This window comes from Pseudomonas sp. HN11, assembly GCF_021390155.1.
Classification (GTDB): Bacteria; Pseudomonadota; Gammaproteobacteria; order Pseudomonadales; family Pseudomonadaceae; genus Aquipseudomonas.
In genome coordinates, this window is record NZ_CP089985.1 from 5,287,501 (window position 1) to 5,308,168 (window position 20,668).

Annotated in this window: 20 protein-coding genes and 1 rRNA gene (1 of these 21 cut by a window edge); 6 read left to right on the plus strand and 15 right to left on the minus strand. The window is 58.4% G+C overall.

Annotated features, from left to right (window positions below):
* The 10 genes from LVW35_RS24235 to mrcB all read right to left on the minus strand — a co-directional run.
* Positions 1-764, minus strand: a 16S ribosomal RNA gene (locus tag LVW35_RS24235) (it extends 773 nt beyond the left edge of the window).
* A gap of 488 nt (positions 765-1,252) precedes the next feature.
* Entirely contained in the window at positions 1,253-1,873 is a 621-nt protein-coding gene (msrQ, locus tag LVW35_RS24240) for a protein-methionine-sulfoxide reductase heme-binding subunit MsrQ (RefSeq protein ID WP_233892348.1), read from the minus strand.
* A complete protein-coding gene (msrP, locus tag LVW35_RS24245) occupies positions 1,873-2,886 on the minus strand; it encodes a protein-methionine-sulfoxide reductase catalytic subunit MsrP (RefSeq protein ID WP_233892349.1) in 1,014 nt (337 codons plus the stop codon). The genes msrQ and msrP overlap by 1 nt, the downstream gene beginning before the upstream one ends.
* A gap of 63 nt (positions 2,887-2,949) precedes the next feature.
* Complete coding sequence (gene pssA / locus LVW35_RS24250; protein ID WP_233892350.1) at positions 2,950-3,807, minus strand: CDP-diacylglycerol--serine O-phosphatidyltransferase; 858 nt, start codon at positions 3,805-3,807, stop codon at positions 2,950-2,952.
* Positions 3,808-3,951: 144 nt separating this feature from the next.
* On the minus strand, positions 3,952-4,968 hold the full coding sequence (gene ilvC / locus LVW35_RS24255; protein ID WP_003194132.1) for a ketol-acid reductoisomerase: 1,017 nt from the start codon (positions 4,966-4,968) through the stop codon (positions 3,952-3,954).
* Positions 4,969-5,015: 47 nt separating this feature from the next.
* Complete coding sequence (gene ilvN, locus LVW35_RS24260; protein WP_003176102.1) at positions 5,016-5,507, minus strand: acetolactate synthase small subunit; 492 nt, start codon at positions 5,505-5,507, stop codon at positions 5,016-5,018.
* Between the two features lie 2 nt (positions 5,508-5,509).
* Positions 5,510-7,234: an acetolactate synthase 3 large subunit gene (locus tag LVW35_RS24265; RefSeq protein ID WP_233892351.1), complete on the minus strand. Its 1,725-nt coding sequence runs from the start codon at positions 7,232-7,234 to the stop codon at positions 5,510-5,512.
* A 431-nt stretch (positions 7,235-7,665) separates the two neighbouring features.
* Positions 7,666-7,995: a YqcC family protein gene (locus LVW35_RS24270; RefSeq protein WP_233892352.1), complete on the minus strand. Its 330-nt coding sequence runs from the start codon at positions 7,993-7,995 to the stop codon at positions 7,666-7,668.
* Positions 7,995-8,729, minus strand: a complete 735-nt coding sequence (locus LVW35_RS24275) for a tetratricopeptide repeat protein (protein WP_233892353.1) — start codon at positions 8,727-8,729, stop codon at positions 7,995-7,997. Before LVW35_RS24275 ends, LVW35_RS24270 begins: the two co-directional genes overlap by 1 nt.
* Before the next feature lie 16 nt (positions 8,730-8,745).
* The gene (gene mrcB / locus LVW35_RS24280; RefSeq protein ID WP_233892354.1) at positions 8,746-11,070 is read right to left on the minus strand and encodes a penicillin-binding protein 1B; all 2,325 of its coding nucleotides are present in this window, start codon (positions 11,068-11,070) and stop codon (positions 8,746-8,748) included.
* Between the two features lie 118 nt (positions 11,071-11,188).
* Between mrcB and LVW35_RS24285 the strand changes: the two genes are divergently transcribed.
* The 3 genes from LVW35_RS24285 to LVW35_RS24295 all read left to right on the plus strand — a co-directional run bounded on the left by LVW35_RS24285 (position 11,189) and on the right by LVW35_RS24295 (position 13,649).
* Positions 11,189-12,745 (plus strand): bifunctional aminoglycoside phosphotransferase/ATP-binding protein, encoded by a 1,557-nt coding sequence (locus tag LVW35_RS24285; protein WP_233892355.1) that lies wholly within the window; start codon positions 11,189-11,191, stop codon positions 12,743-12,745.
* A gap of 93 nt (positions 12,746-12,838) precedes the next feature.
* A complete protein-coding gene (locus LVW35_RS24290) occupies positions 12,839-13,183 on the plus strand; it encodes a pentapeptide repeat-containing protein (RefSeq protein ID WP_233892356.1) in 345 nt (114 codons plus the stop codon).
* Between the two features lie 193 nt (positions 13,184-13,376).
* Positions 13,377-13,649, plus strand: a complete 273-nt coding sequence (locus tag LVW35_RS24295; protein ID WP_010206563.1) for a TfoX/Sxy family protein — start codon at positions 13,377-13,379, stop codon at positions 13,647-13,649.
* A 244-nt stretch (positions 13,650-13,893) separates the two neighbouring features.
* Here the strand turns inward: LVW35_RS24295 and LVW35_RS24300 are convergent, their stop codons facing one another.
* Genes LVW35_RS24300 through LVW35_RS24310 form a run of 3 tightly spaced genes read right to left on the minus strand, consistent with a single transcriptional unit; the run spans position 13,894 to position 16,573 of the window.
* Positions 13,894-14,661 carry a heme ABC transporter ATP-binding protein gene (locus LVW35_RS24300; protein WP_233892357.1) on the minus strand — a complete coding sequence of 256 codons (768 nt, stop codon included), beginning with the start codon at positions 14,659-14,661 and terminating at the stop codon, positions 13,894-13,896.
* Positions 14,661-15,698 (minus strand): FecCD family ABC transporter permease, encoded by a 1,038-nt coding sequence (locus tag LVW35_RS24305; protein ID WP_233892358.1) that lies wholly within the window; start codon positions 15,696-15,698, stop codon positions 14,661-14,663. Before LVW35_RS24305 ends, LVW35_RS24300 begins: the two co-directional genes overlap by 1 nt.
* Positions 15,695-16,573 carry a heme/hemin ABC transporter substrate-binding protein gene (locus LVW35_RS24310; protein WP_233892359.1) on the minus strand — a complete coding sequence of 293 codons (879 nt, stop codon included), beginning with the start codon at positions 16,571-16,573 and terminating at the stop codon, positions 15,695-15,697. The genes LVW35_RS24305 and LVW35_RS24310 overlap by 4 nt, the downstream gene beginning before the upstream one ends.
* A 157-nt stretch (positions 16,574-16,730) precedes the next feature.
* Here LVW35_RS24310 and LVW35_RS24315 point away from each other — a divergent pair, with 157 nt between their 5' ends.
* The gene (locus tag LVW35_RS24315; RefSeq protein WP_233892360.1) at positions 16,731-17,048 is read left to right on the plus strand and encodes a Rieske (2Fe-2S) protein; all 318 of its coding nucleotides are present in this window, start codon (positions 16,731-16,733) and stop codon (positions 17,046-17,048) included.
* Here LVW35_RS24315 and sfsA read toward each other — a convergent pair.
* Complete coding sequence (gene sfsA, locus LVW35_RS24320; RefSeq protein WP_233892361.1) at positions 17,045-17,755, minus strand: DNA/RNA nuclease SfsA; 711 nt, start codon at positions 17,753-17,755, stop codon at positions 17,045-17,047. The two genes, LVW35_RS24315 and sfsA, sit on opposite strands and share 4 nt — an antisense overlap.
* Positions 17,755-18,927, minus strand: coding sequence for a pyridoxal phosphate-dependent aminotransferase (locus tag LVW35_RS24325; RefSeq protein WP_233892362.1), 1,173 nt, complete (start codon positions 18,925-18,927; stop codon positions 17,755-17,757). The genes sfsA and LVW35_RS24325 overlap by 1 nt, the downstream gene beginning before the upstream one ends.
* A gap of 319 nt (positions 18,928-19,246) precedes the next feature.
* On the opposite strand from LVW35_RS24325, the gene dksA reads away from it, so the two are divergent.
* Entirely contained in the window at positions 19,247-19,687 is a 441-nt protein-coding gene (gene dksA / locus LVW35_RS24330; RefSeq protein WP_034100675.1) for an RNA polymerase-binding protein DksA, read from the plus strand.
* Between the two features lie 83 nt (positions 19,688-19,770).
* Positions 19,771-20,658, plus strand: coding sequence for a tRNA glutamyl-Q(34) synthetase GluQRS (gene gluQRS, locus LVW35_RS24335; RefSeq protein WP_233892363.1), 888 nt, complete (start codon positions 19,771-19,773; stop codon positions 20,656-20,658).
* Positions 20,659-20,668: the final 10 nt, after the last annotated feature.

Here is a 20,668-nt window from a genome sequence, read left to right on the forward strand (position 1 = left end):
GCTTTCGCACCTCAGTGTCAGTATCAGTCCAGGTGGTCGCCTTCGCCACTGGTGTTCCTTCCTATATCTACGCATTTCACCGCTACACAGGAAATTCCACCACCCTCTACCATACTCTAGTCAGTCAGTTTTGAATGCAGTTCCCAGGTTGAGCCCGGGGATTTCACATCCAACTTAACAAACCACCTACGCGCGCTTTACGCCCAGTAATTCCGATTAACGCTTGCACCCTCTGTATTACCGCGGCTGCTGGCACAGAGTTAGCCGGTGCTTATTCTGTCGGTAACGTCAAAATTGCAGAGTATTAATCTACAACCCTTCCTCCCAACTTAAAGTGCTTTACAATCCGAAGACCTTCTTCACACACGCGGCATGGCTGGATCAGGCTTTCGCCCATTGTCCAATATTCCCCACTGCTGCCTCCCGTAGGAGTCTGGACCGTGTCTCAGTTCCAGTGTGACTGATCATCCTCTCAGACCAGTTACGGATCGTCGCCTTGGTGAGCCATTACCCCACCAACTAGCTAATCCGACCTAGGCTCATCTGATAGCGCAAGGCCCGAAGGTCCCCTGCTTTCTCCCGTAGGACGTATGCGGTATTAGCGTCCGTTTCCGAACGTTATCCCCCACTACCAGGCAGATTCCTAGGCATTACTCACCCGTCCGCCGCTCTCAAGAGAAGCAAGCTTCTCTCTACCGCTCGACTTGCATGTGTTAGGCCTGCCGCCAGCGTTCAATCTGAGCCATGATCAAACTCTTCAGTTCAAACATCTTTGGGTTTTTAAGAAACCCTAAACTTGGCTCAGCAATCGTTGGTTACATCTTTGATTTCTCGCGGAGTAACTTGTGATGCTGATAATCTTGTTGACTATCAGTCTGACCCCACAAGCACCCACACGAATTGCTTGATTCAGTTGTTAAAGAGCGGTTGGTTAAGATCTTTCGTCTCAACCGAGGCGCGCATTCTACAGCAGCCTCATTTGCTGTCAAGTGATTATTTTCAGAAGTTTTCGAAGATTTCTTCAACAACTTCAACCACTTGCGCTTGCGATCTCTCGTTAGCGGGAGGCGAATTCTACAGCGTTACACGCTGCTGTCAACACCTCTTTTTCAACTTCCTTTTGACTTCGATGACCTGAAGCAACTTACCGCCGAAACCTACATAACCCATTGTTTAACAAGGAGTTTTCCATTTCGACTGCGTCGGAAGTGGGGCGAATTATAGACTTCCAGAAACTGCCGTCAACTCTTAATTACGCTTTTGTCGCAGAAAGTGGTTTTTTCGCAGTAAGGCGGGAGATTCGGCGCATCACAGGCGGTATGCGCAGCACCAGAAGCAACACACCTATAGAGGCATAGATAGCCCACTCCTTGAGATCAGCGCGCACAATCCACAGCATATGCAGCAATCCAAGCCCGAGAATCACATACACCAAGCGGTGCAGCTTCTTCCAACGACTTCCCAACCGACGCTGGCTGTAACGATTCGATGTCACCGCCAATATCAACAGCGACAGGAAACCCAGCGCCCCCACAATAATGTAGGGCCGCTTACGCAACTCCACACCTAGCTGCGACCAATCCAACCCAAGCACAAATACACAATAAGCAAACAGATGCAGCACTACATAGGCAAAGCACCACAACCCCAACTGTCGACGCACGGCTACCCACCCCGCCCAACCACTGAGTTTCTGCAGCGGCGTCATTGCCAAGGTAATCAGCAACAGAATCAACGTACCGAGCCCCAGTCGATCGACCAGCACCTTGCCAGGGTCAGGACCCAGAGCAGAACCCCACGCTTCATATAGCCAGAACAGCGGCCATATCGCCGCCCCTATGAAGACGCAAATACGCCATATTGGATAACGCATCAGTAGTTCTTCCGCAGGTCGAGGCCGGTATAAAGAGACGCCACCTCATCCGAGTAACCATTGAACATTTGCGTCTCACGCACGTTGGGACTGAATAGCCCACTCGGCAGACGTCGCTCCCGCGCCTGTGTCCAACGTGGATGGTCGACCGTAGGATTCACATTCGCATAGAAGCCATACTCGTCCGCGGCAATGCTCTGCCAGGTGGTTTTCGGCTGCTCACTCACGAGGCTGATCCGCACGATGGACTTCACACTCTTGAAACCGTATTTCCACGGCACCACCAAACGCAACGGCGCACCGTTCTGATTAGGCAACTCGCGCCCATACATCCCAACCGCAAGTATCGCCAGCGGGTTCATCGCTTCATCCAGGCGCAGTCCTTCTATATAGGGCCAGTCGATCAAACCGAAGCTCGAACGCTGCCCCGGCATGCTCTTCGGATCCTGAAGGGTCTCAAAACGTATGTACTTGGCTTTTGAGGTCGGCTCAACCTGTTTGAGCAACGCAGCGATCGGGAAACCAATCCAAGGAATGACCATGGACCACGCTTCAACACAGCGTAGGCGGTAGATCCGCTCCTCCAACTGGTAGGGTTTCATGAAGTCTTCGAGCGCATAACGGCCCGGCTTCGCGACTTCACCGTCAATAACAACACTCCATGGCTCGGTCTTGAGTGAACCCGCATTCGTTGCCGGGTCACCCTTGCCTGTACCGAACTCATAGAAGTTGTTGTAGTGGGTTGCGTCCTTGAAGGGGGTGATCGCCTCGTCCTTCACCGTGACCGCCTGCCATCGGGTGCTCGACAGTTTGTCGGCAAACCAAGTCGGCGCCCCGCCCGCCTCAACATCAGCATAACGCGAAGCTTCGTCAGCACTGGCCCAACGCGGCAAGCTACTGGCGGCAATACCAGCCAGCACACCACCGAGCAAGCTACGGCGAGAGAGATAAAAGGATTCAGGGGTGACATCCGATTCGTGGCAATCGGACGCTTTGGGCAATTTGATTAACATGGCAACTCCGCAGCATTGGAGAACTGATGCACCAATAGACTGCGGAGTATGGGGGAAATTACATTAAGGCAATGTTTTGTCGCGGCGCAGATGCAGCAAGTATTGAACCGGGCCCGAAGCCGCGTAGACCAGGAACGCCAGCAGCAGAATCCGTGGCGGATCACTGAACACCACGGCGAATACCAACACCACTGCCAGAATCGCCACGAAAGGCACGCGCCCTTTCAGGTCCAACTCCTTAAAGCTGTTGTACTTGATGTTACTGACCATCAGCATGCCGGCCGCAGCCACCATCAATGCCACCAGGAACGACATCTTCGAACCCTGAATGCCGTAATCACTGAACGCCCAGACGATACCTGCCACCACGCCTGCAGCTGCCGGACTGGCCAGACCGATGAAGTAACGCTTGTCGGCAGTGCCCACCTGGGTATTGAAGCGCGCGAGACGCAAAGCAGCACCCGCGACATAGATGAAGGCAACCATCCAACCGACCTTACCCATGTCACCCAGCGCCCAGGCAAATGCCAGCAATGCAGGCGCAACACCAAACGCAACCATATCCGACAACGAGTCGTACTCGGCACCGAAGGCGCTTTGCGTGTTGGTCATGCGCGCCACTCGACCATCCAGACCGTCGAGCACCATGGCGACAAAGATGGCGATGGCAGCAAAGCCGAAATACTTGCTGGCATTCGCAGCATCACCTGCCGCCAGCGCGCTTTGGGCGCTCATGGAGTTGATGATGGAATAGAACCCGGCAAACAGATTCGCCGTGGTGAAGAGGTTGGGCAAAAGATAGATGCCACGATGCCGGACCTTGCGGCCTTCCGCGTCATGCCCTTCTTCGACATGTTCATCGATCGGCAGCAGGCTTTCGGCGTCAGAGGCCTGGTTTGGCTCTTCGGGACGTTCGGTCATGGACTTTACCTTGCAACGGTGTGAAAAGAATTCGACAAATACTTGCGGCGCGTGTTCGCCTGCAAACGATGCAGCTTTATACCAGAACCCGCCCCCAAACGAAAAAACGCGGCCTAAGCCGCGTTTTCCGTTGATGCGTACGACTCAGTTCTTGGCTTTGTCGACGATCTTGTTGGCACCGATCCACGGCATCATGGAGCGCAGTTGCTCGCCGATGACTTCGATACCGTGAGCGGCGTTATTACGACGCTTGGCGGTCATCGAAGGGTAGCCGGTAGCACCTTCGCTGATGAACATCTTGGCGTATTCGCCGTCCTGAATACGTTTCAGGGCGTTGCGCATGGCCTGACGGGACTCGGCGTTGATCACTTCCGGGCCAGTCACGTACTCTCCATATTCGGCGTTGTTGGAGATCGAGTAGTTCATGTTGGCGATACCGCCTTCGTACATGAGGTCAACGATCAGCTTCAGTTCGTGCAGGCACTCGAAGTAGGCCATTTCTGGCGCGTAGCCAGCTTCAACCAGGGTTTCGAAACCGGCTTTCACCAGTTCAACGGTACCGCCGCACAGAACGGCCTGCTCGCCGAACAGGTCGGTTTCAGTCTCGTCTTTGAAGGTGGTTTCGATGATGCCGGTACGACCGCCACCGACGCCGGCAGCATAGGACAATGCCACGTTCTTGGCGTTGCCCGATGCGTCTTGGTAGATCGCGATCAGGTCAGGGATACCGCCACCTTTGACGAACTCGGAACGCACGGTGTGACCCGGTGCTTTCGGCGCGATCATGATCACGTCGAGGTCAGCGCGCGGCACAACCTGGTTGTAATGGATCGCGAAGCCGTGGGAGAAGGCCAGGGTAGCGCCCTTCTTGATGTTCGGCTCGATTTCGTTCTTGTACAGCGAGGACTGGAACTCGTCTGGAGTCAGGATCATGACCAGATCGGCAGCCGCAACAGCGGAAGCAACGTCGGTCACTTTCAGGCCGTGGGCTTCAGCCTTGGCAACAGTGGCCGAGCCTTTGCGCAGGCCAACAGTCACGTCAACACCGGAGTCTTTCAGGTTGCAGGCTTGCGCGTGACCTTGGGAGCCGTAGCCGATGATGGCGACTTTCTTGCCCTGGATGATCGACAGGTCACAATCTTTATCGTAATAAACTTTCATGAGGTTCCTCTATATATCCAGGCCATAAGGCCATTCGCTAATTTGGGTTAGATGCTGAGTACTTTGTCGCCACGGGCAATCCCAGTGACACCACTGCGTACAGTTTCCAGAATCGAGGCCGTCCCGATCGACTGGATGAAGCTGTCCAGTTTGTCGCTTGTACCGGTCAGTTGAACGGTATAAACGCTGGCGCTCACATCGACGATCTGCCCGCGATAAATGTCGGTTGTGCGTTTGATCTCGGCACGTTGGGCGCCCGTGGCCTTGACCTTAACCAACATCAGCTCGCGTTCGATGTGGGCACTTTCCGACAGGTCGACCAACTTGACCACTTCGATCAGCTTGTTGAGGTTTTTGGTGATCTGCTCGATCACCTCATCGTGGCCCACGGTGGTCAACGTCAGGCGCGACAGGGTCGGGTCTTCGGTCGGGGCCACGGTCAGGCTTTCGATGTTGTAGTTGCGTTGCGAAAACAGGCCGACAACACGAGACAGAGCGCCGGGTTCGTTCTCCAGAAGCAGGGAGATAATGTGCCGCATGATTAAGTACGCTCCGTCTTGTTCAACCACATGTCGCGCATAGAGCCGTCTTTGATCTGCATCGGGTAGACGTGCTCGCTGGTATCCACCTTGATATCGATGAACACCAGGCGATCCTTCATGGCGAACGCCTCTTCCATCTTCGGCTTCAGATCTTTCAAATCAGTGATACGAATGCCGACGTGGCCATAGGCTTCAACCAATTTTACGAAATCCGGCAGCGATTCCATGTAGGAATGGGAGTGACGGCTGTTGTAACTCATGTCCTGCCATTGACGAACCATGCCCAGCACGCCGTTGTTCAGGCAGACGATCTTCACCGGAAGGCCGTACTGCAGGCACGTCGACAGTTCCTGGATGTTCATCTGGATGCTGCCCTCACCGGTGACGCACGCGACGTCGGTGTCGGGGAAGCTCAGCTTCACGCCCATGGCCGCAGGGAAACCAAAGCCCATCGTGCCCAGGCCACCGGAGTTGATCCAGCGGTTAGGCTTGTCGAACTTGTAGTACTGCGCGGCGAACATCTGGTGCTGACCCACATCGGAGGTCACAAAGGCATCGCCCTTGGTCACTTCGCACAGGGTCTCGATCACGGTTTGTGGCTTGATGATGCTGCCGTCGCCCTTGTCATAAGGGAACAGGCCACGATCACCGCGCCACTCGTCGATCTGCTTCCACCAACTGGCGACCGATTCCTTGTTCGGGGTTTCGCCGATGTCCTTGAGCGCGGCAACCATTTCGGTCAATACACTTTCCACAGGACCCACGATCGGCACATCAGCCTTGATGGTCTTGGAGATGGACGCTGGGTCGATGTCAATGTGGATGATCTTGGCATTCGGGCAGAATTTGCTCGCGCCGTTGATCACTCGGTCATCGAAACGCGCGCCCACAGCCAGGATTACGTCAGCGTGATGCATGGCCAGGTTGGCGGTGTAGCTGCCGTGCATGCCGAGCATACCGACGAACTGACGGTCCGAACCCGGGAATGCGCCGAGGCCCATCAGGGTATTGGTCACCGGCAGGTTGAGCAGCTTGGCCAATTCGGTCAACGGTGCGGAACCGCCGCCCAGAATGACGCCACCGCCCGAATACAACACTGGGCGTTTGGCCGCCAGGAGCATTTCTGCGGCCTTGCGGATTTGGCCAGAGTGCCCGCGCACGGCCGGACTGTAGGAACGCAGCTTGGCTTTCTTCGGGAAGACGTATTCGAATTTTTCGGCAGGGTTGGTCATGTCTTTCGGGATATCGACCACCACAGGGCCCGGACGACCCGACTGCGCGAGGTAGAAAGCCTTTTTCATGACGTCAGGGATTTCCGACGGATGCTTGATCATGAAGCTGTGTTTCACGATCGGCCGAGAGATACCGATCATATCGGTTTCCTGGAATGCATCGGTACCGACCATGGTGCTGGGCACCTGGCCAGAAATGATCACCATCGGGATGGAGTCCATATAAGCAGTCGCGATGCCAGTAATGGCATTGGTTGCGCCTGGGCCGGACGTTACCAGTACCACGCCGGCTTTACCGGTGGCACGGGCGTAACCGTCAGCCATATGGGTCGCGGCCTGTTCGTGGCGAACCAGGATGTGGGTAACAGCCGGTTCCTTGAACAGTGCGTCGTAGACATGCAGCAGAGCACCACCTGGGTACCCGTAGATATAGTCGACGCCTTCGTCACGCAAAAAGCGGACGAGCATCTCACCGCCAGATAAAAGCTCCACGTTGTTCACCTCTAAAACGCCAGAATACCGTCCGTTGAAAACCGACGGGTCTTAATAGGTTTACTTCTCAACAGAGCATGAGCGACGGTGGTCGCCGACTACGTCAGCACTGACTGAGCAAGTATTGGGATCGTCCCAAGTGTTGCGGGCTTTTCCCACCCAGCGCGAGGTAACGCGTTGCGGGTGTTACAGGTCGGCGCGGATGTGCGCCTCATGATCTGCTGAGCGGGCCTGCTTCTGGCAGTCCCGATACAGCGGACTTTGGATTCTTCTGTTTCAGGCCCCTCAAGTCAAGCAATAATTGCGCTTTTTTCCAACTAAGCGCATGAGAACGTAGAAGAAAGGGCTTTGAGGAGGGATAAAACTCGCCTGAATGTCGTCAAGCGGTAGAAATGTGCGCAAGACTGCCGAAAAACCCGGCAGTCAGGCAATTAACGAGCGTCGACGATGAGTTGGTCGAACTTTTTCAGCGCGTTGCGCAAGCCAAGGCTCTCTTGCGGGCGATCGGCGTAGACCATTTCGGCCATTTCCAGAATGCCCGAGGCATTGGGCAACGGCAGGTCCTCTTCGAGGATCTGCTTCATGCGCACCAGGAAGATCCATTGCAGCCACTGGTGAAAATCCAGGGTATCCACGGAAAAGGGCTCGACACTGCTGAGCGCCTCGGCACTGGGGGATACGTCATCCCACCAGCCCTGCACGCGCAATTCGCGCTCGATGAGCAATAACTGTTCGGCGATGGCGGGAAACCGTGGATCCATCAGAGACTGACCTTGGCTTTTTGCCGCGCCTGGGCAGCGCCGGCAGCATCACCTTGTGCGGCACGCGCGTCACCAATCAACGCCCACAGACTGGCTTGCAGGTCGGGACGACCGTTGGCCAGCGACAAGCCGCGACGTGCGAACTGCTCCGCCTGCGGGGCATCACCCTGGGCCATGCGCACCTGAGCCAGGCGATACAGCACTTGCGGCTCACGCGGCGCAACGCGCTGGGCCCGCTCGAGACTCGACGATGCGCCATTTAAATCACCACCCGCCTGCTGTTGCTGGGCAGTGGTCAACAGTGCCAGCACCGGACCGTCCAATTGCTCGTCAGCCGACAGGCCGCCAGCGCTGGAGGACGATGGAATGCCACTCGGGGTCGACGGCATGTTGTAGGTGCCCTGGCTGATCGGGGCGGTCTGGATCGGCGTGGTATCGATCGGGCCGGAGTTGCTCGGCCCAGGGGTCCATGGCTCGGCGCTGATCGGGGCCGATGTCGCAGCACCACCGCCTGGCACCATTACCACTACGCCCGAATCCTGCGGCATGGCCTGTGGTTTGGCTTGGGCAGGGCGGTTAGTCACGGTCTGGCGGAAACCGCCATTGGCCGAAATCCGATCGTTGTTGGAGACGGCAGTGCTCGAATCCACCACGGGAATGGAGCCGCGTTGCACGCTGGAGCAACCGCTGAGCAAAGCCAGAGCTGTAATAGCTGGAAACAACCATTTGTTCACTTGAAACCCTCTTTGCTTAATTCATCCAGCCCTTGACCCAATCCATCACCGATTCCGCATCAGCAGGGGCACTGCCACCGCAGGCGGCGCCGGGTGGCGGTTCGCTGCCGCGAATATACGGCATCTGCACCGCGCCCGGACAGTTGGCATCGGAGCCTTGCCCCGTGTGCGGATCAATCCAGGCCTGCACGATGTTATCCGGCTGCGGCATGTTCAATGGCAGCGGGTCGGCCTTGCGCATAAAACTGGTCCAGACCTGCAGCGCACCAGTGGCACCGGTGAACGGTGTCTTGCCATTGTCGTCGCGTCCCAGCCACACCACCGCCAGTACGTCCTGGCCGAAACCGGCGAACCAACTATCGCGCGAATCGTTACTGGTACCGGTCTTGCCTGCCAACGTCAGATTAGCCGGCAGCACACTGTAGACAGAGCGCCCTGTACCTTCACGCATCACACGCTGCATGGCGTTCTGGATCAGGTAGATGGAACCGGCGTCGAAACGCTGCTGAATCTGGAACGGGTAACGCTTGAGCGGCTCACCTTCGGCAGTCAACACACTGCGGATCCCGCGCATCGGTGTATTGAAGCCGCCGTTCGCGAGGGTCTGGTACATGGTCGCGACTTCCATCGGGGTCATCGCGCCAGCGCCCAGCAGGATCGATGGGAACGCCGGGAACTCACGAGTGACGCCCAGACGCGCGATGGTCTTGAGGACATTCGGCACACCGACTTCAAGGCCGAGACGCGAAGTGGAAATGTTATAGGAGTGCGCAATCCCCTGATACAGGAACACTGTACCGTGGGAGCGACGATCGAAGTTCTGCGGCGTCCACACCTGGCCACCCGCACCTTTGACCGACAGCGGTTCATCCGACAACCAGCTGGTCAGGGTGTACTTGCTCGGCTTTTCCAGGGCGGTCAGGTAAACCGCTGGCTTGACCAGCGAACCGATGGGACGCACCGCATCCAGCGCGCGGTTGAAGCCAGCAAAGCTGGCCTGACGGCTGCCAATCATGGCCTGCACTTCACCGGTTTCCGGGTTGGTCACGACCATTGCCGCTTCGACTTCATCAGAACCTTTACGGCCCGTCAGACGTTTGAAGGTGTCATTGACGGACGCTTCGGCTTTCATCTGCAGGATCGGGTCGAAACTGGTGAAGATCCGCAAGCCTTCTTCGGTCAAGTCTTCGTCGCGGTAGTCTTCACGCAGTTGACGTTTGACCAGGTCGATAAAGCCGGGAAAGGAACTGTCTGCCAACTTACCGCGGGTGGTTACACCCAGTGGCATTTTTTTCGCGGCAGCGACTTGCTCAGCCGTGGCGACACCCTGCTGCTCAAGCACATCGAGCACGAGGTTTCTACGCTCCAGCGCACGCTCAGGATTGCGGCGCGGGTTGTAGTAGGAAGGGCCCTTGACCATGCCCACCAGCAACGCAACCTGGTGCAGCTTCAGTTCGGACAGTGGCTGACCAAAGAAGAACTGGCTGGCCAGGCCGAAACCATGCACCGCGCGCTGGCCGTCCTGGCCGACAAACACTTCGTTGAGATACGCCTCAAGGATTTCCTGCTTGCTGTAGTGCAGCTCCAGCAGCATCGCCATCATCGCTTCGGTGAGCTTGCGAGTCAGGCTGCGCTCGCTGGTCAGGTAGAAGTTCTTGACCAATTGTTGCGTCAGCGTACTGCCGCCCTGAGTCATCTTGCCGCCGGAGGTATTCACCCAGACCGCACGGGCGATCGACTTTGGCGATACGCCCCAGTGGCTGTAGAAATCGCGGTCTTCAACGGCAACCAGGGTTTCCAGCAGATACGGCGGCACCTGATCGAGCTTGATCAGGATGCGATCTTCAAGGTTTTTCGGGTAAATGCCGCCGATCATCAGCGGTTCCAGGCGAACCACGGGCAACTTTGAGCCATTGAGCGACGACAGTTCGGCCACATAATCGCCCGAGAAGCGCACGCGCACAGGTTGGGCTTTTTCAAGGCCTTCGTAGAACTGGAAGCCACGGGTGTTCAGGTCGACGGTATTGCCGCTGACGGCAGCGGCACCTGGACCGTTGCTCACGGGTTCGCGGCGGTAGCCCAAGGCGTCGAGCTCGGTGAGAAAGTCATCCTTGCTCAGCTTCTGGCCGGCGAACAGTTCCAGCGGGCGCGCGTACACCTTGGCCGGAATAGTCCAGCGCTTGCCGGAGAATTTCTCCTGCACCACGGCGTCGAGGTATACCGCAAAGCCAGCGAGCACTACCAAGCCTACCAGGCCGAGCTTGAGCGCCCAGCCCAGCCAAGGGCGCAGGCCGCGGGAAGGAGTTTTTTTACGGGAACGGGGAGATCGGGTTCGAGTCATGGCGGCGGATTATACGCACTTTATGGATGATCAACATGAGCCGGACAGCGGTTTGCACGACCGCTCGTAGCGGCCATAATGCCCACCATGATTTTCTCCAGACTCTGAAGGATCGCCCGTGAGCCAGTCCCTGATCGCTGCCCTGCAAAACCCGGCTTTATACCCTCACCCGGTTGAGGCGTTTCAAGTCATCGAAACCCATATTTCCTGGGTGGTCCTGACCGGCCCGTATGCCTATAAGCTGAAGAAACCGATGAATTTCGGCTTCCTGGATTTTACCGATCTGGAAAAGCGCGGGCACTTCTGCAATGAAGAACTGCGCCTCAACCAGCGCCTGACCGAAGATTTGTATCTTGAAGTGTTGCCGATCACCGGCAGTGCCGAAGCACCGCAATTGGGCGGCGACGGCCCGGTCGTCGAATACGCGCTGAAAATGCGCCAGTTCCCGCAAAGCCAATTGCTCAGCACCTTGCAAGCCAATGGCGAACTGACCAGCGCGCACATTGATGAGATGGCCAAGCAAATCGCGCACTTCCACCTCACGGCGCCAAAAGTCCCGCAGGAACACCCGGCCGGCACTCCGGATGAAGTGATGGCACCGGTGCGCCAGAACTTCGACCAGATCCGTCCGTTCCTCAGCGACAAGGCCGACCTGGCTCAGCTGGACGCTCTGCAGGCCTGGGCCGAAAGCAGCTTCGAGCGCCTCAAGCCGCTGTTCTCCCTGCGCAAAAAAGACGGTTTCACCCGCGAATGCCACGGTGATATTCACTTGGGCAACGCCACCTTGATCGATGGCCACGTGGTGATCTTCGATTGCATCGAATTCAACGAGCCATTCCGCTTCACCGACGTGTACGCCGACACCGGTTTCCTGGCGATGGACCTTGAAGATCGGGGCCTCAAGTCTCTGGCTCGCCGCTTTATCAGCCAGTACCTGGAACTGACCGGCGATTATCAGGGCCTGGAGGTGCTGAACTTCTATAAAGCCTATCGCGCCCTGGTACGCGCCAAGATCGCACTGTTCAGCATGCCGAGCGAAGCCAGCCCGGTGCAACGCGCCACTACCCTGCGTCAATACCGCAACTACGCCAACCTGGCGGAAAGCTACAGCACCATTCCGTCGCGCTTCCTGGCCATTACCCACGGCGTGTCAGCCGTAGGCAAAAGCCACGTGTCCATGCGTTTGGTTGGAGCCCTTGGCGCTGTACGCCTGCGCTCGGACGTGGAACGCAAGCGCCTGTTCGGCGAGCAACAAGTGGAAAATACGCCACAAGCCGGCATCTATGCGGCTGATGCCAGTGCGGCAACCTACGCACGTTTGAACGAAATCGCCGATACCGTACTGCGCGCCGGCTACCCGGTGGTGCTGGACGCGACCTTCCTGAAACGCGAACAGCGCGATGCAGCGGCCAAAGTAGCTGAGGCTACCGGTGCGCCCTTCCTGATCGTGGATTGCAACGCCCCGCAAGCAGTTATCGCAAGCTGGTTGGCGCAACGTCAGGCGGACAAAAACGACCCTTCCGACGCAACACTGGCGATTATCGAAGAACAGCAGGCCAATCGCGACCCGCTGACTGCCGAAGAATTGCTCCTCAGCAAGCGCATCGAAACGAACGAAAGTGGCACCCTCGACGCGTTGGTAGCGCACATTCGTCAGCGTCTGCCTGGCCTGTAGGAAAAATTTCTTGGTCGTGTCGCCTATTTAGGGCGCACGACCCAGAAATAGTGGCACTATAATGGCGTCATAAGTCCAACAGGAGTCGCCGTCATGAGTCAGCCCAAGCTTCTTGATACGCCGCTTTACACGCTCCTGCACAAAGACGATATCCGAGGCTTCAACCAGGAGCGCCCCAAAGACGGTGTCATCGACATGCGCGGTGGCGACTTCCGCGGGCTGGATTTACGCGAGCTGAACACCACTGGCGTGGACTTCACCGATGCCTACTTCCGCTCCGCCGACCTGCGCGGCCTGGACCTGCGCGACTGCCCACTGGAAGGCGCCAGCCTGGCCCATGCGCAGATCTCCGGTACGTATTTCCCGCCAGAATTGACCGCCGATGAGATCCTCATGTCGGTTAATTTCGGTACTCGCCTGCGCTACCGCACCCGCTGACCCCCTCTGTTTCAGCCCCGGTTTCGCACAGGCGCACCGGGGGACTTCCCGCCTGACTGGTTTCGCCACGCTTATAAGCTTTAGGCCGTTTCCGACTAAAGAACTACGCTTTTCCTACTGAGCGCTACACTCCTGTGCAGGCTTGCCTGGTTTCGATACCCACCGCACCATTCGGCTGTCGCAAGGAGGCTTGATGAACGATGAGCTGCAACACCTGAAAAATCTCGGCAAGACGTCCGCACAGTGGCTGCACGCGGTGGGCATCCACAGTGCGTCGGATTTGCGCCGCCTGGGTGCCGTCGATGCGTACCGGGCCGTCCGGACGCGCGGATTTCGTGCCTCGAAAGTATTGCTGTATGCAATCGAGGGGGCCTTGATGGATGTGCACTGGAATGACATTCCTGCCGAGCGCAAGGAAGCGTTGAACCGTCAATTGGATGCGCTATCGGCGCGCCAGAAGAATTAGCTCGCTGACAAATCCCAACATTTACCGGCATTGCGAACAGGCGTTTGAGAAAACGCAGAGAACAGACCAAAACAACTGTTGACACTCAAATGAGAATCGTTATGATTATCACAACTGATCGCGAGATCAGCCGATAACTGAAAGACCATTGGTTCGGACTCTCAGATTATCTCCTCATCAGGCTAATCACGGTTATTTGACCCGGCTCTTGCCGGGTCTTTTTTTGTCTATAGAAAAGCCGACTTCAGCGCGCAATGATCAGTGGATGACCACGTTCCGGATGTGGCCGCACCAGCACATCCAAACCAAACACAGCCTTCAACGGTTCAGGCTGCATCACCTGCGCTGGCGTATCCAGAGCATGCGGCCGCCCCGCTTCCAGTAGCAGAATCCGATCGCAGTAACGCGCCGCCAAGTTCAGGTCGTGAAGGATCACCAGCACCGCCGCCCCCCGATCAGCAAAGGTGCGAATGGCCTGCAAGGTGGTGTGTTGATGCAAAGGATCGAGCATCGACGTCGGCTCATCCAACAGCAACGTCTGCCCTGCCTCGCCCGGCCATAACTGCGCCAGCACTCGTGCCAGATGCACCCGCTGACGCTCGCCACCAGACAGCGCAAGGTAGCTGCGGCCGCTCAAGTGACCGACATCTGCCGCCTGCAAGGCTGCCTCGATGATCTCGTCATCGCGGGCTCGCCCGGTCTGATGAGGCAAGCGGCCCATGCCGACCACCTCTTCGACCCGGAAAGCGAAGTCCAGCGTCGAGCTTTGCGGCAATACCGCCAGGCGTTGTGCCCGCTGCGCACCACTCCACTCATTCAATGGGCGTTGATCCAACCACACCTGGCCTTGGTCGGGGTGCAGCTCACCGCACAATGCTCCGAGTAACGTACTCTTGCCCGCACCATTGGGGCCCAGCACCCCGAGCACCTCCCCTGGCAACAAGTCGAGGGTGACATCAGCCAATACGGTTTTGCGACCGCGACGGATCTGCAAATCTTCCACCCGCAGCATCAGGCACGCCCCCGCAACAACAGGTAAAGAAAAAACGGCGCGCCGATAAACGCAGTGACGATACCGATAGGCAACTCAGCCGGTGCCAAGGCAAGCCGTGCGACCAGATCGGCAAACAACAACAGGCTCGCACCCGCGAGGACCGACGCCGGTAACAACACACGATGATCGGGACCCGCCAACAAGCGCACTAGATGCGGCACCACCAGACCCACAAAACCGATCATGCCCGCAGCAGCCACCGCCGCCCCGACACCCAGCGCCGTACAGAAAACCAATTCGCGCTTGAGCCCTTCCACATCGACACCAAGATGATTGGCCTCCGACTCACCGAGCAACAGGGCATTCAACGCCTTGGCCCGGCGCGGCAACCACAGCGCCACACCCGCGCTCACGAGCAACAGCGGCCATAACCGCGAATAGCTGGCGCCGTTGAGGCTGCCCAGGTTCCAAAATGTCAGGGTGCGCAAGGTGGCGTCGTCGGCCAGGTAGGTGAAGAGGCCCACCGCCGAACTGGCGAGGGCCGTAAGGGCAATGCCGGCGAGCAGCATGGTAGCGACGTTGGTCTGGCCGTTACGTCGCCCCAGTCGATACACCAGTGCAGTCACACCGAGCCCACCCAAGAATGCACACAGCGACAGGAGATAAGGGCCGAATGCATCCGGCAAGCCGCCGAAAAACGAACCACCAACAATCGCCACCGCCGCGCCCAGCGCAGCGCCGCTGGAGACGCCGACTAAACCTGGGTCTGCCAGAGGATTGCGGAACAAGCCCTGCATCGCCACACCCGACAAGGCCAGGACACCGCCGACGGCCAAGCCCAGCAACGTGCGTGGCAAGCGGATCTGCCCCAGGATCAACTCAGCCTGCTCCAGCCCCTGTGCCTCTATCGGCAACCCCATCAAGCGCAGGGCGGCCTTGAGCGTATCCAATAGGGGCAAGCTGACCGGCCCCAGCGCCAGCGAAAGCCAGATCGCCAAGACACACAACAGCGCCAGCCCAGCAAACAGCGTTTTGGGTTTTACCAGCGTGATCATGGGGCTGGCTTGGCCAGGGACGGGTAAAACCCGGCAGACAACGCAACCAGGCTTTGAGGCAGACGCGGCCCGAGCCCGCCGACCAGCAAAGTAGGATCCACCTCAAATACCCGCCCAACCTTGGCCGCTGGCGTGGAAGCCAGGATCGGATTCTCTTTGAACAGCGCCGCACGCGCCGCGTCCCCGGTCAGGGCACGGTCAGCAAACACCAGTACATCTGGACTCAACCCCGCCAACGACTCCACCGAAAACGGCTTATAGCCAGTATGCGTCGCCAGATTGCGCCCGCCCGCCTGCTGCAACATCCAGTCAGCCGCCGTGTCTTTGCCCGCGATCAGTGGCTTGCCGCCCGCATGGCCCAGCAACAGCAAAACGCCAGGGGCCTTTTGCGTGGCCTGAGCCTTGTCGACCCAGCGTTTCTGCTGATCCAGCGCCTGTTCATATCCGGTAAACAATTCGCTGGCTTTGGCCTCCGTGCCCAGCAACTTGCCCAAGTGCTGAAGGTTGCCTTTCAACGTAGGCAGATCAGGCTGTGCCGAAAACATCTCCACTTGCACCCCTGCGCTGCGAATCTGTGCCAGTACCGGCGGCGGGCCCATTTCTTCAGTGCCTACCAGCACCTGCGGACGCAAACTCAAGATACCTTCGGCCGACAATTGCCGCTGGTAACCAATGCTCGGCAACGCCTTAAGGGACTCAGGATGCTGGCTGGTGGTATCCACCCCCACCAACTTCGACTCGCCGCCCAAGGCAGTCACCCACTCCGACAGCGCCCCACCGGCACTCACCCAGCGTTGTGGCAGATCAGAGGCTTGAGCCCCAGGGTTGACCAGCAGTCCGACAACAAGCGCGATAGCGCTGGCACTCAAGCGCATAACAGGGTTTCCTTCCAAGGGCAGGGCCGCTCAAAACGCTCATCAACGAGACAGATAACCCCTGCCCCGCATCGTATTGAGCGCCCGGTCAGCTAACGGGCGAAGTCGGCATTTGATAATTGTTTGCATTTGAACGTCAAGGCACTTAAGGATTGAAATGAAGTTTCTCTGCTCCTCCGATACCCTCGCGTCAGACAGCAGCCTCGGTTTTGAAATCGATGGTTGCAAATTGTTGGCCGTGCGCCGGAACGGCGTTGCCTACTTCTATATCAACCGTTGCCCCCATCGCGGCATTCCACTGGAATGGCAGCCTGACCGGTTCCTAGACGACAGCGCCAGCCTGATCCAGTGCGCCACCCACGGCGCCCTGTTCCTGATCGAGAGCGGCGAGTGCATCGCAGGCCCCTGTGCCGGGCAAAGCCTCACTGTCCTGCCCGGCCGCGAAGACGCCCAAGGGTTGTGGGTGGAACTCTAGTCGAGCAGCACGTCCAGGCGCCGGTCCACGCTTATTTCCTCGGATGTCATACGCACGCCATACGCCAGCACTTCCACCCCGGCCGCCTTGGCTTCATGCAGGGCAGCAGCATAGGCCGCATCGATTTCTACAGCCGGACGCACGGCATCAATTCCCGAAAGGTTGACGCAGTACAACTGCACCGCCCGCACACCATCACGTGCCAAGTGGGCCAGCTCGCGTAAATGTTTGGCGCCACGCTGGGTCACCGCATCGGGGAAGGCGGCGACCGAAGTACCGTCAAAACCCAAAGTTACACTTTTGACTTCGACGTAGGCCGCGCCGTCGGGGTAGTCCAAGCGGAAGTCGATGCGGCTTTTCTCCTGACCGTAAGGCACTTCGCGCTTCAAGGCGGTAAAGCCGTTCAGCTCGGTGATCACACCCGCACGCAACGCCTCCTCGACCAACTGATTGGCACGCGCCGTGTTTACACACGCCAAGCGGCCCTGGGGCGTTTCGGCAATTTCCCAAGTGCCGGGCAATTTGCGCTTGGGGTCATCGGAGCGGCTAAACCAGACCTGCCCACCTTCGACCATGCAATTGAGCATCGAGCCGGTGTTGGGGCAGTGAATGGTCAACAGCTCGCCGGTAACGGTTTCGATATCAGTGAGAAAACGCTTGTAGCGACGAATCAGCCGCGCTTCTTCAAGGGGAGGATGAAAGCGCATCAGCCGTGCCAGCTCCGCAAGCCACGGGCGATCCGTTCCACCGCCTCCTGTAACCGATCGAGGTTTTGTGTGTAGGCAAAACGCACATGATGGCCGGCTTGGTAGCGCCCGAAGTCCAGGCCCGGAGTAAAAGCTACGTGTTCGGTTTCGAGGAAGTGACGGCAGAATGCGAAGGCATCACCGCCGAACGCGCTGATATCAGCGTACAAATAGAACGCGCCCTCCGGCTCGACCGCTATACCAAACCCTAGCTCGCGCAAGGCAGGCAGCAAGAAATCGCGACGGCGGCCGAATTCGGCGCGGCGCTCTTCGAGAATGCTCAGGGTTTGCGCGGTGAAACAGGCCAATGCCGCGTGCTGAGCCATGCTCGGCGCACTGATGTAAAGGTTTTGCGCCAGTTTCTCCAACTCCCCCACTGCTGCCGGGGGCGCGACCAGCCACCCCAGCCGCCAGCCGGTCATGCCGAAATACTTCGAAAAGCTATTCAGGACGAACGCATCGTCGTCCACTTCCAACACGCTGGCAGCGTTCGTGCCGTAGGTGAGGCCATGGTAGATCTCGTCCACCACCAGATGACCGTTGCGCGCCTTGATCGCGCCGGAAAGCTCGGCCAACTCGTCGCGGGTGAGGATCGTGCCGGTCGGGTTGGCTGGCGATGCCACCAATGCACCAACACTGTCCTGATCCCAGTGGTTGGCCACCAGGTCGGCGGTCAACTGATAGCGCACCTGCGGGCCGACAGGCACCAGCTGCGCCGCGCCTTCCACCAAGCGCAGGAAGTGGCGATTGCAAGGGTAGCCTGGGTCGGCGAGCAGCCAGTGCTTGCCCGGGTCGACCAACAGGCTGCTGGCGAGCAGCAATGCACCGGAGCCTCCCGGTGTAATCAGAATGCGCTCGGGGTCCACATTCAACCCGTAGCGCTGCTGATAGAAACCACTGATAGCCTCACGCAGTTCCGGCAAGCCACGGGCGGCGGTATAGCGCGTCTTGCCGTTGGCCAACGCCGCCTGGCCAGCCTTAATGATCGGCTCGGCGGTGGTGAAATCCGGCTCGCCGATTTCCAGGTGGATCACGTCATGGCCAGCGGCCTGCAGCTCATTGGCCCGCGCCAGCAATGCCATGACATGAAAAGGTTCGATGGCGCGACTGCGCGCACTGTACGGCTGAGCCATTAGCCTTCCTTAACGGTGAGAACAAAATCTGGATTCTACCGAACCCGCGCTGTAAAACATGTTCTATTGCCTGCCCGACGGCATATGGCGTCCGGGCAAGCGCCAGCAAAACGACTAAAATCTACAACTGAGGCAACACATACCCAGCAACGACGGGCTGATGCAGTTTGCAAGCCCAATGCCGTGGGCCTCGACAACCGGGAGTGGCGCACCCCGAATCTATCTGGTAAGTTCGCCCGCTTGCAGCCGCAGGGCCGGCAGGTGTCGGTGACGTTGCAATCCTGCGCAATGGATTAGAAGAGTGAGAGGCGGTCTATTCATGTCCACCCAAGCAAAGCAACAGCAGCAAAGCCTTAGTGGCTTCACACCTTACGTCGAAACGAAGGGTGAGGAGTACATGGGCAAGCCCATGCGCCAGCACTTCACCAAGATCCTGCAAAAGTGGAAGCAGGACTTGATGCAGGAGGTCGACCGCACCGTTGACCACATGAAGGACGAAGCCGCCAACTTCCCGGACCCGGCCGACCGTGCGAGCCAGGAAGAAGAATTCGCCCTTGAACTGCGCGCCCGTGATCGCGAGCGCAAGTTGATCAAGAAAATCGACAAGACGCTGCAACTGATCGAAGACGAAGAATACGGCTGGTGCGAATCCTGCGGCGTCGAGATCGGTATTCGTCGCCTGGAAGCCCGCCCTACCGCGGACCTCTGCGTAGACTGCAAGACCTTGGCCGAAATCAAGGAAAAACAGGTCGGCAAGTAATCCAGCCGAGTTGAACGAGTGGGGCGTGCAAACGCCCCATTTTTGTTTCTGGCGTTTACCGAATTTCCAGTAGTATCCGGCCCATGACAGCCTCTACCTATATCGGGCGTTTCGCCCCCACGCCCAGCGGCCATTTGCACTTCGGCTCCCTGGTCGCCGCCCTCGCCTCCTACCTCGACGCCCGCGCCAACCACGGCCGCTGGTTGATGCGCATGGAAGACCTCGACCCGCCCCGTGAAGAGCCCGGCGCCCAGGCAGCAATCCTGCATGCCCTGGAAAGCTATGGCTTTGAGTGGGACGGTGAACGGGTCCGACAAAGCGAGCGGCACGAGGCCTACGCCAAGGTACTGAACGATATGTTCAACCACGGCCTGGCCTACGCCTGCACCTGCTCACGCAAACAACTGGAGCCCTACAACGGCGTCTACCCTGGCCTGTGCCGCAATGCTGGCCACGATCAGCAAGACGCCGCCATCCGTTTGCGTGTTCCCGAGCTTGAGTACCACTTTACCGACCGCGTCCAAGGCGAATTCCGACAGCACCTGGGCCGCGATGTAGGCGATTTCATCATCCGCCGCCGCGACGGCCTCTACGCCTATCAACTGGCCGTGGTCCTCGACGATGCCTGGCAGGGTGTGACCGATATCGTGCGCGGGGCCGACCTGCTGGATTCCACGCCTCGCCAGCTCTACCTGCAGGAACTACTCGGCCTGCGCCAGCCGCGCTACCTGCATGTGCCGCTGATCGTACAGCCGGACGGTAACAAATTGGGCAAATCCTACCGTTCCCCACCGCTGACACCCGACCAGGCCACGCCTTTGCTAGTGAGAGCCCTGCGCGCCCTCGGCCAGCAACCTGGCGACGAACTGTCGTACGCCAGCCCGCGGGAACTGCTGGATTGGGGCATTGCGCACTGGGATGCCGCCCGAATCCCGCGCACACTCACGCTGGCCGACGCGCAATTGAGCTGAAGACGCTTGC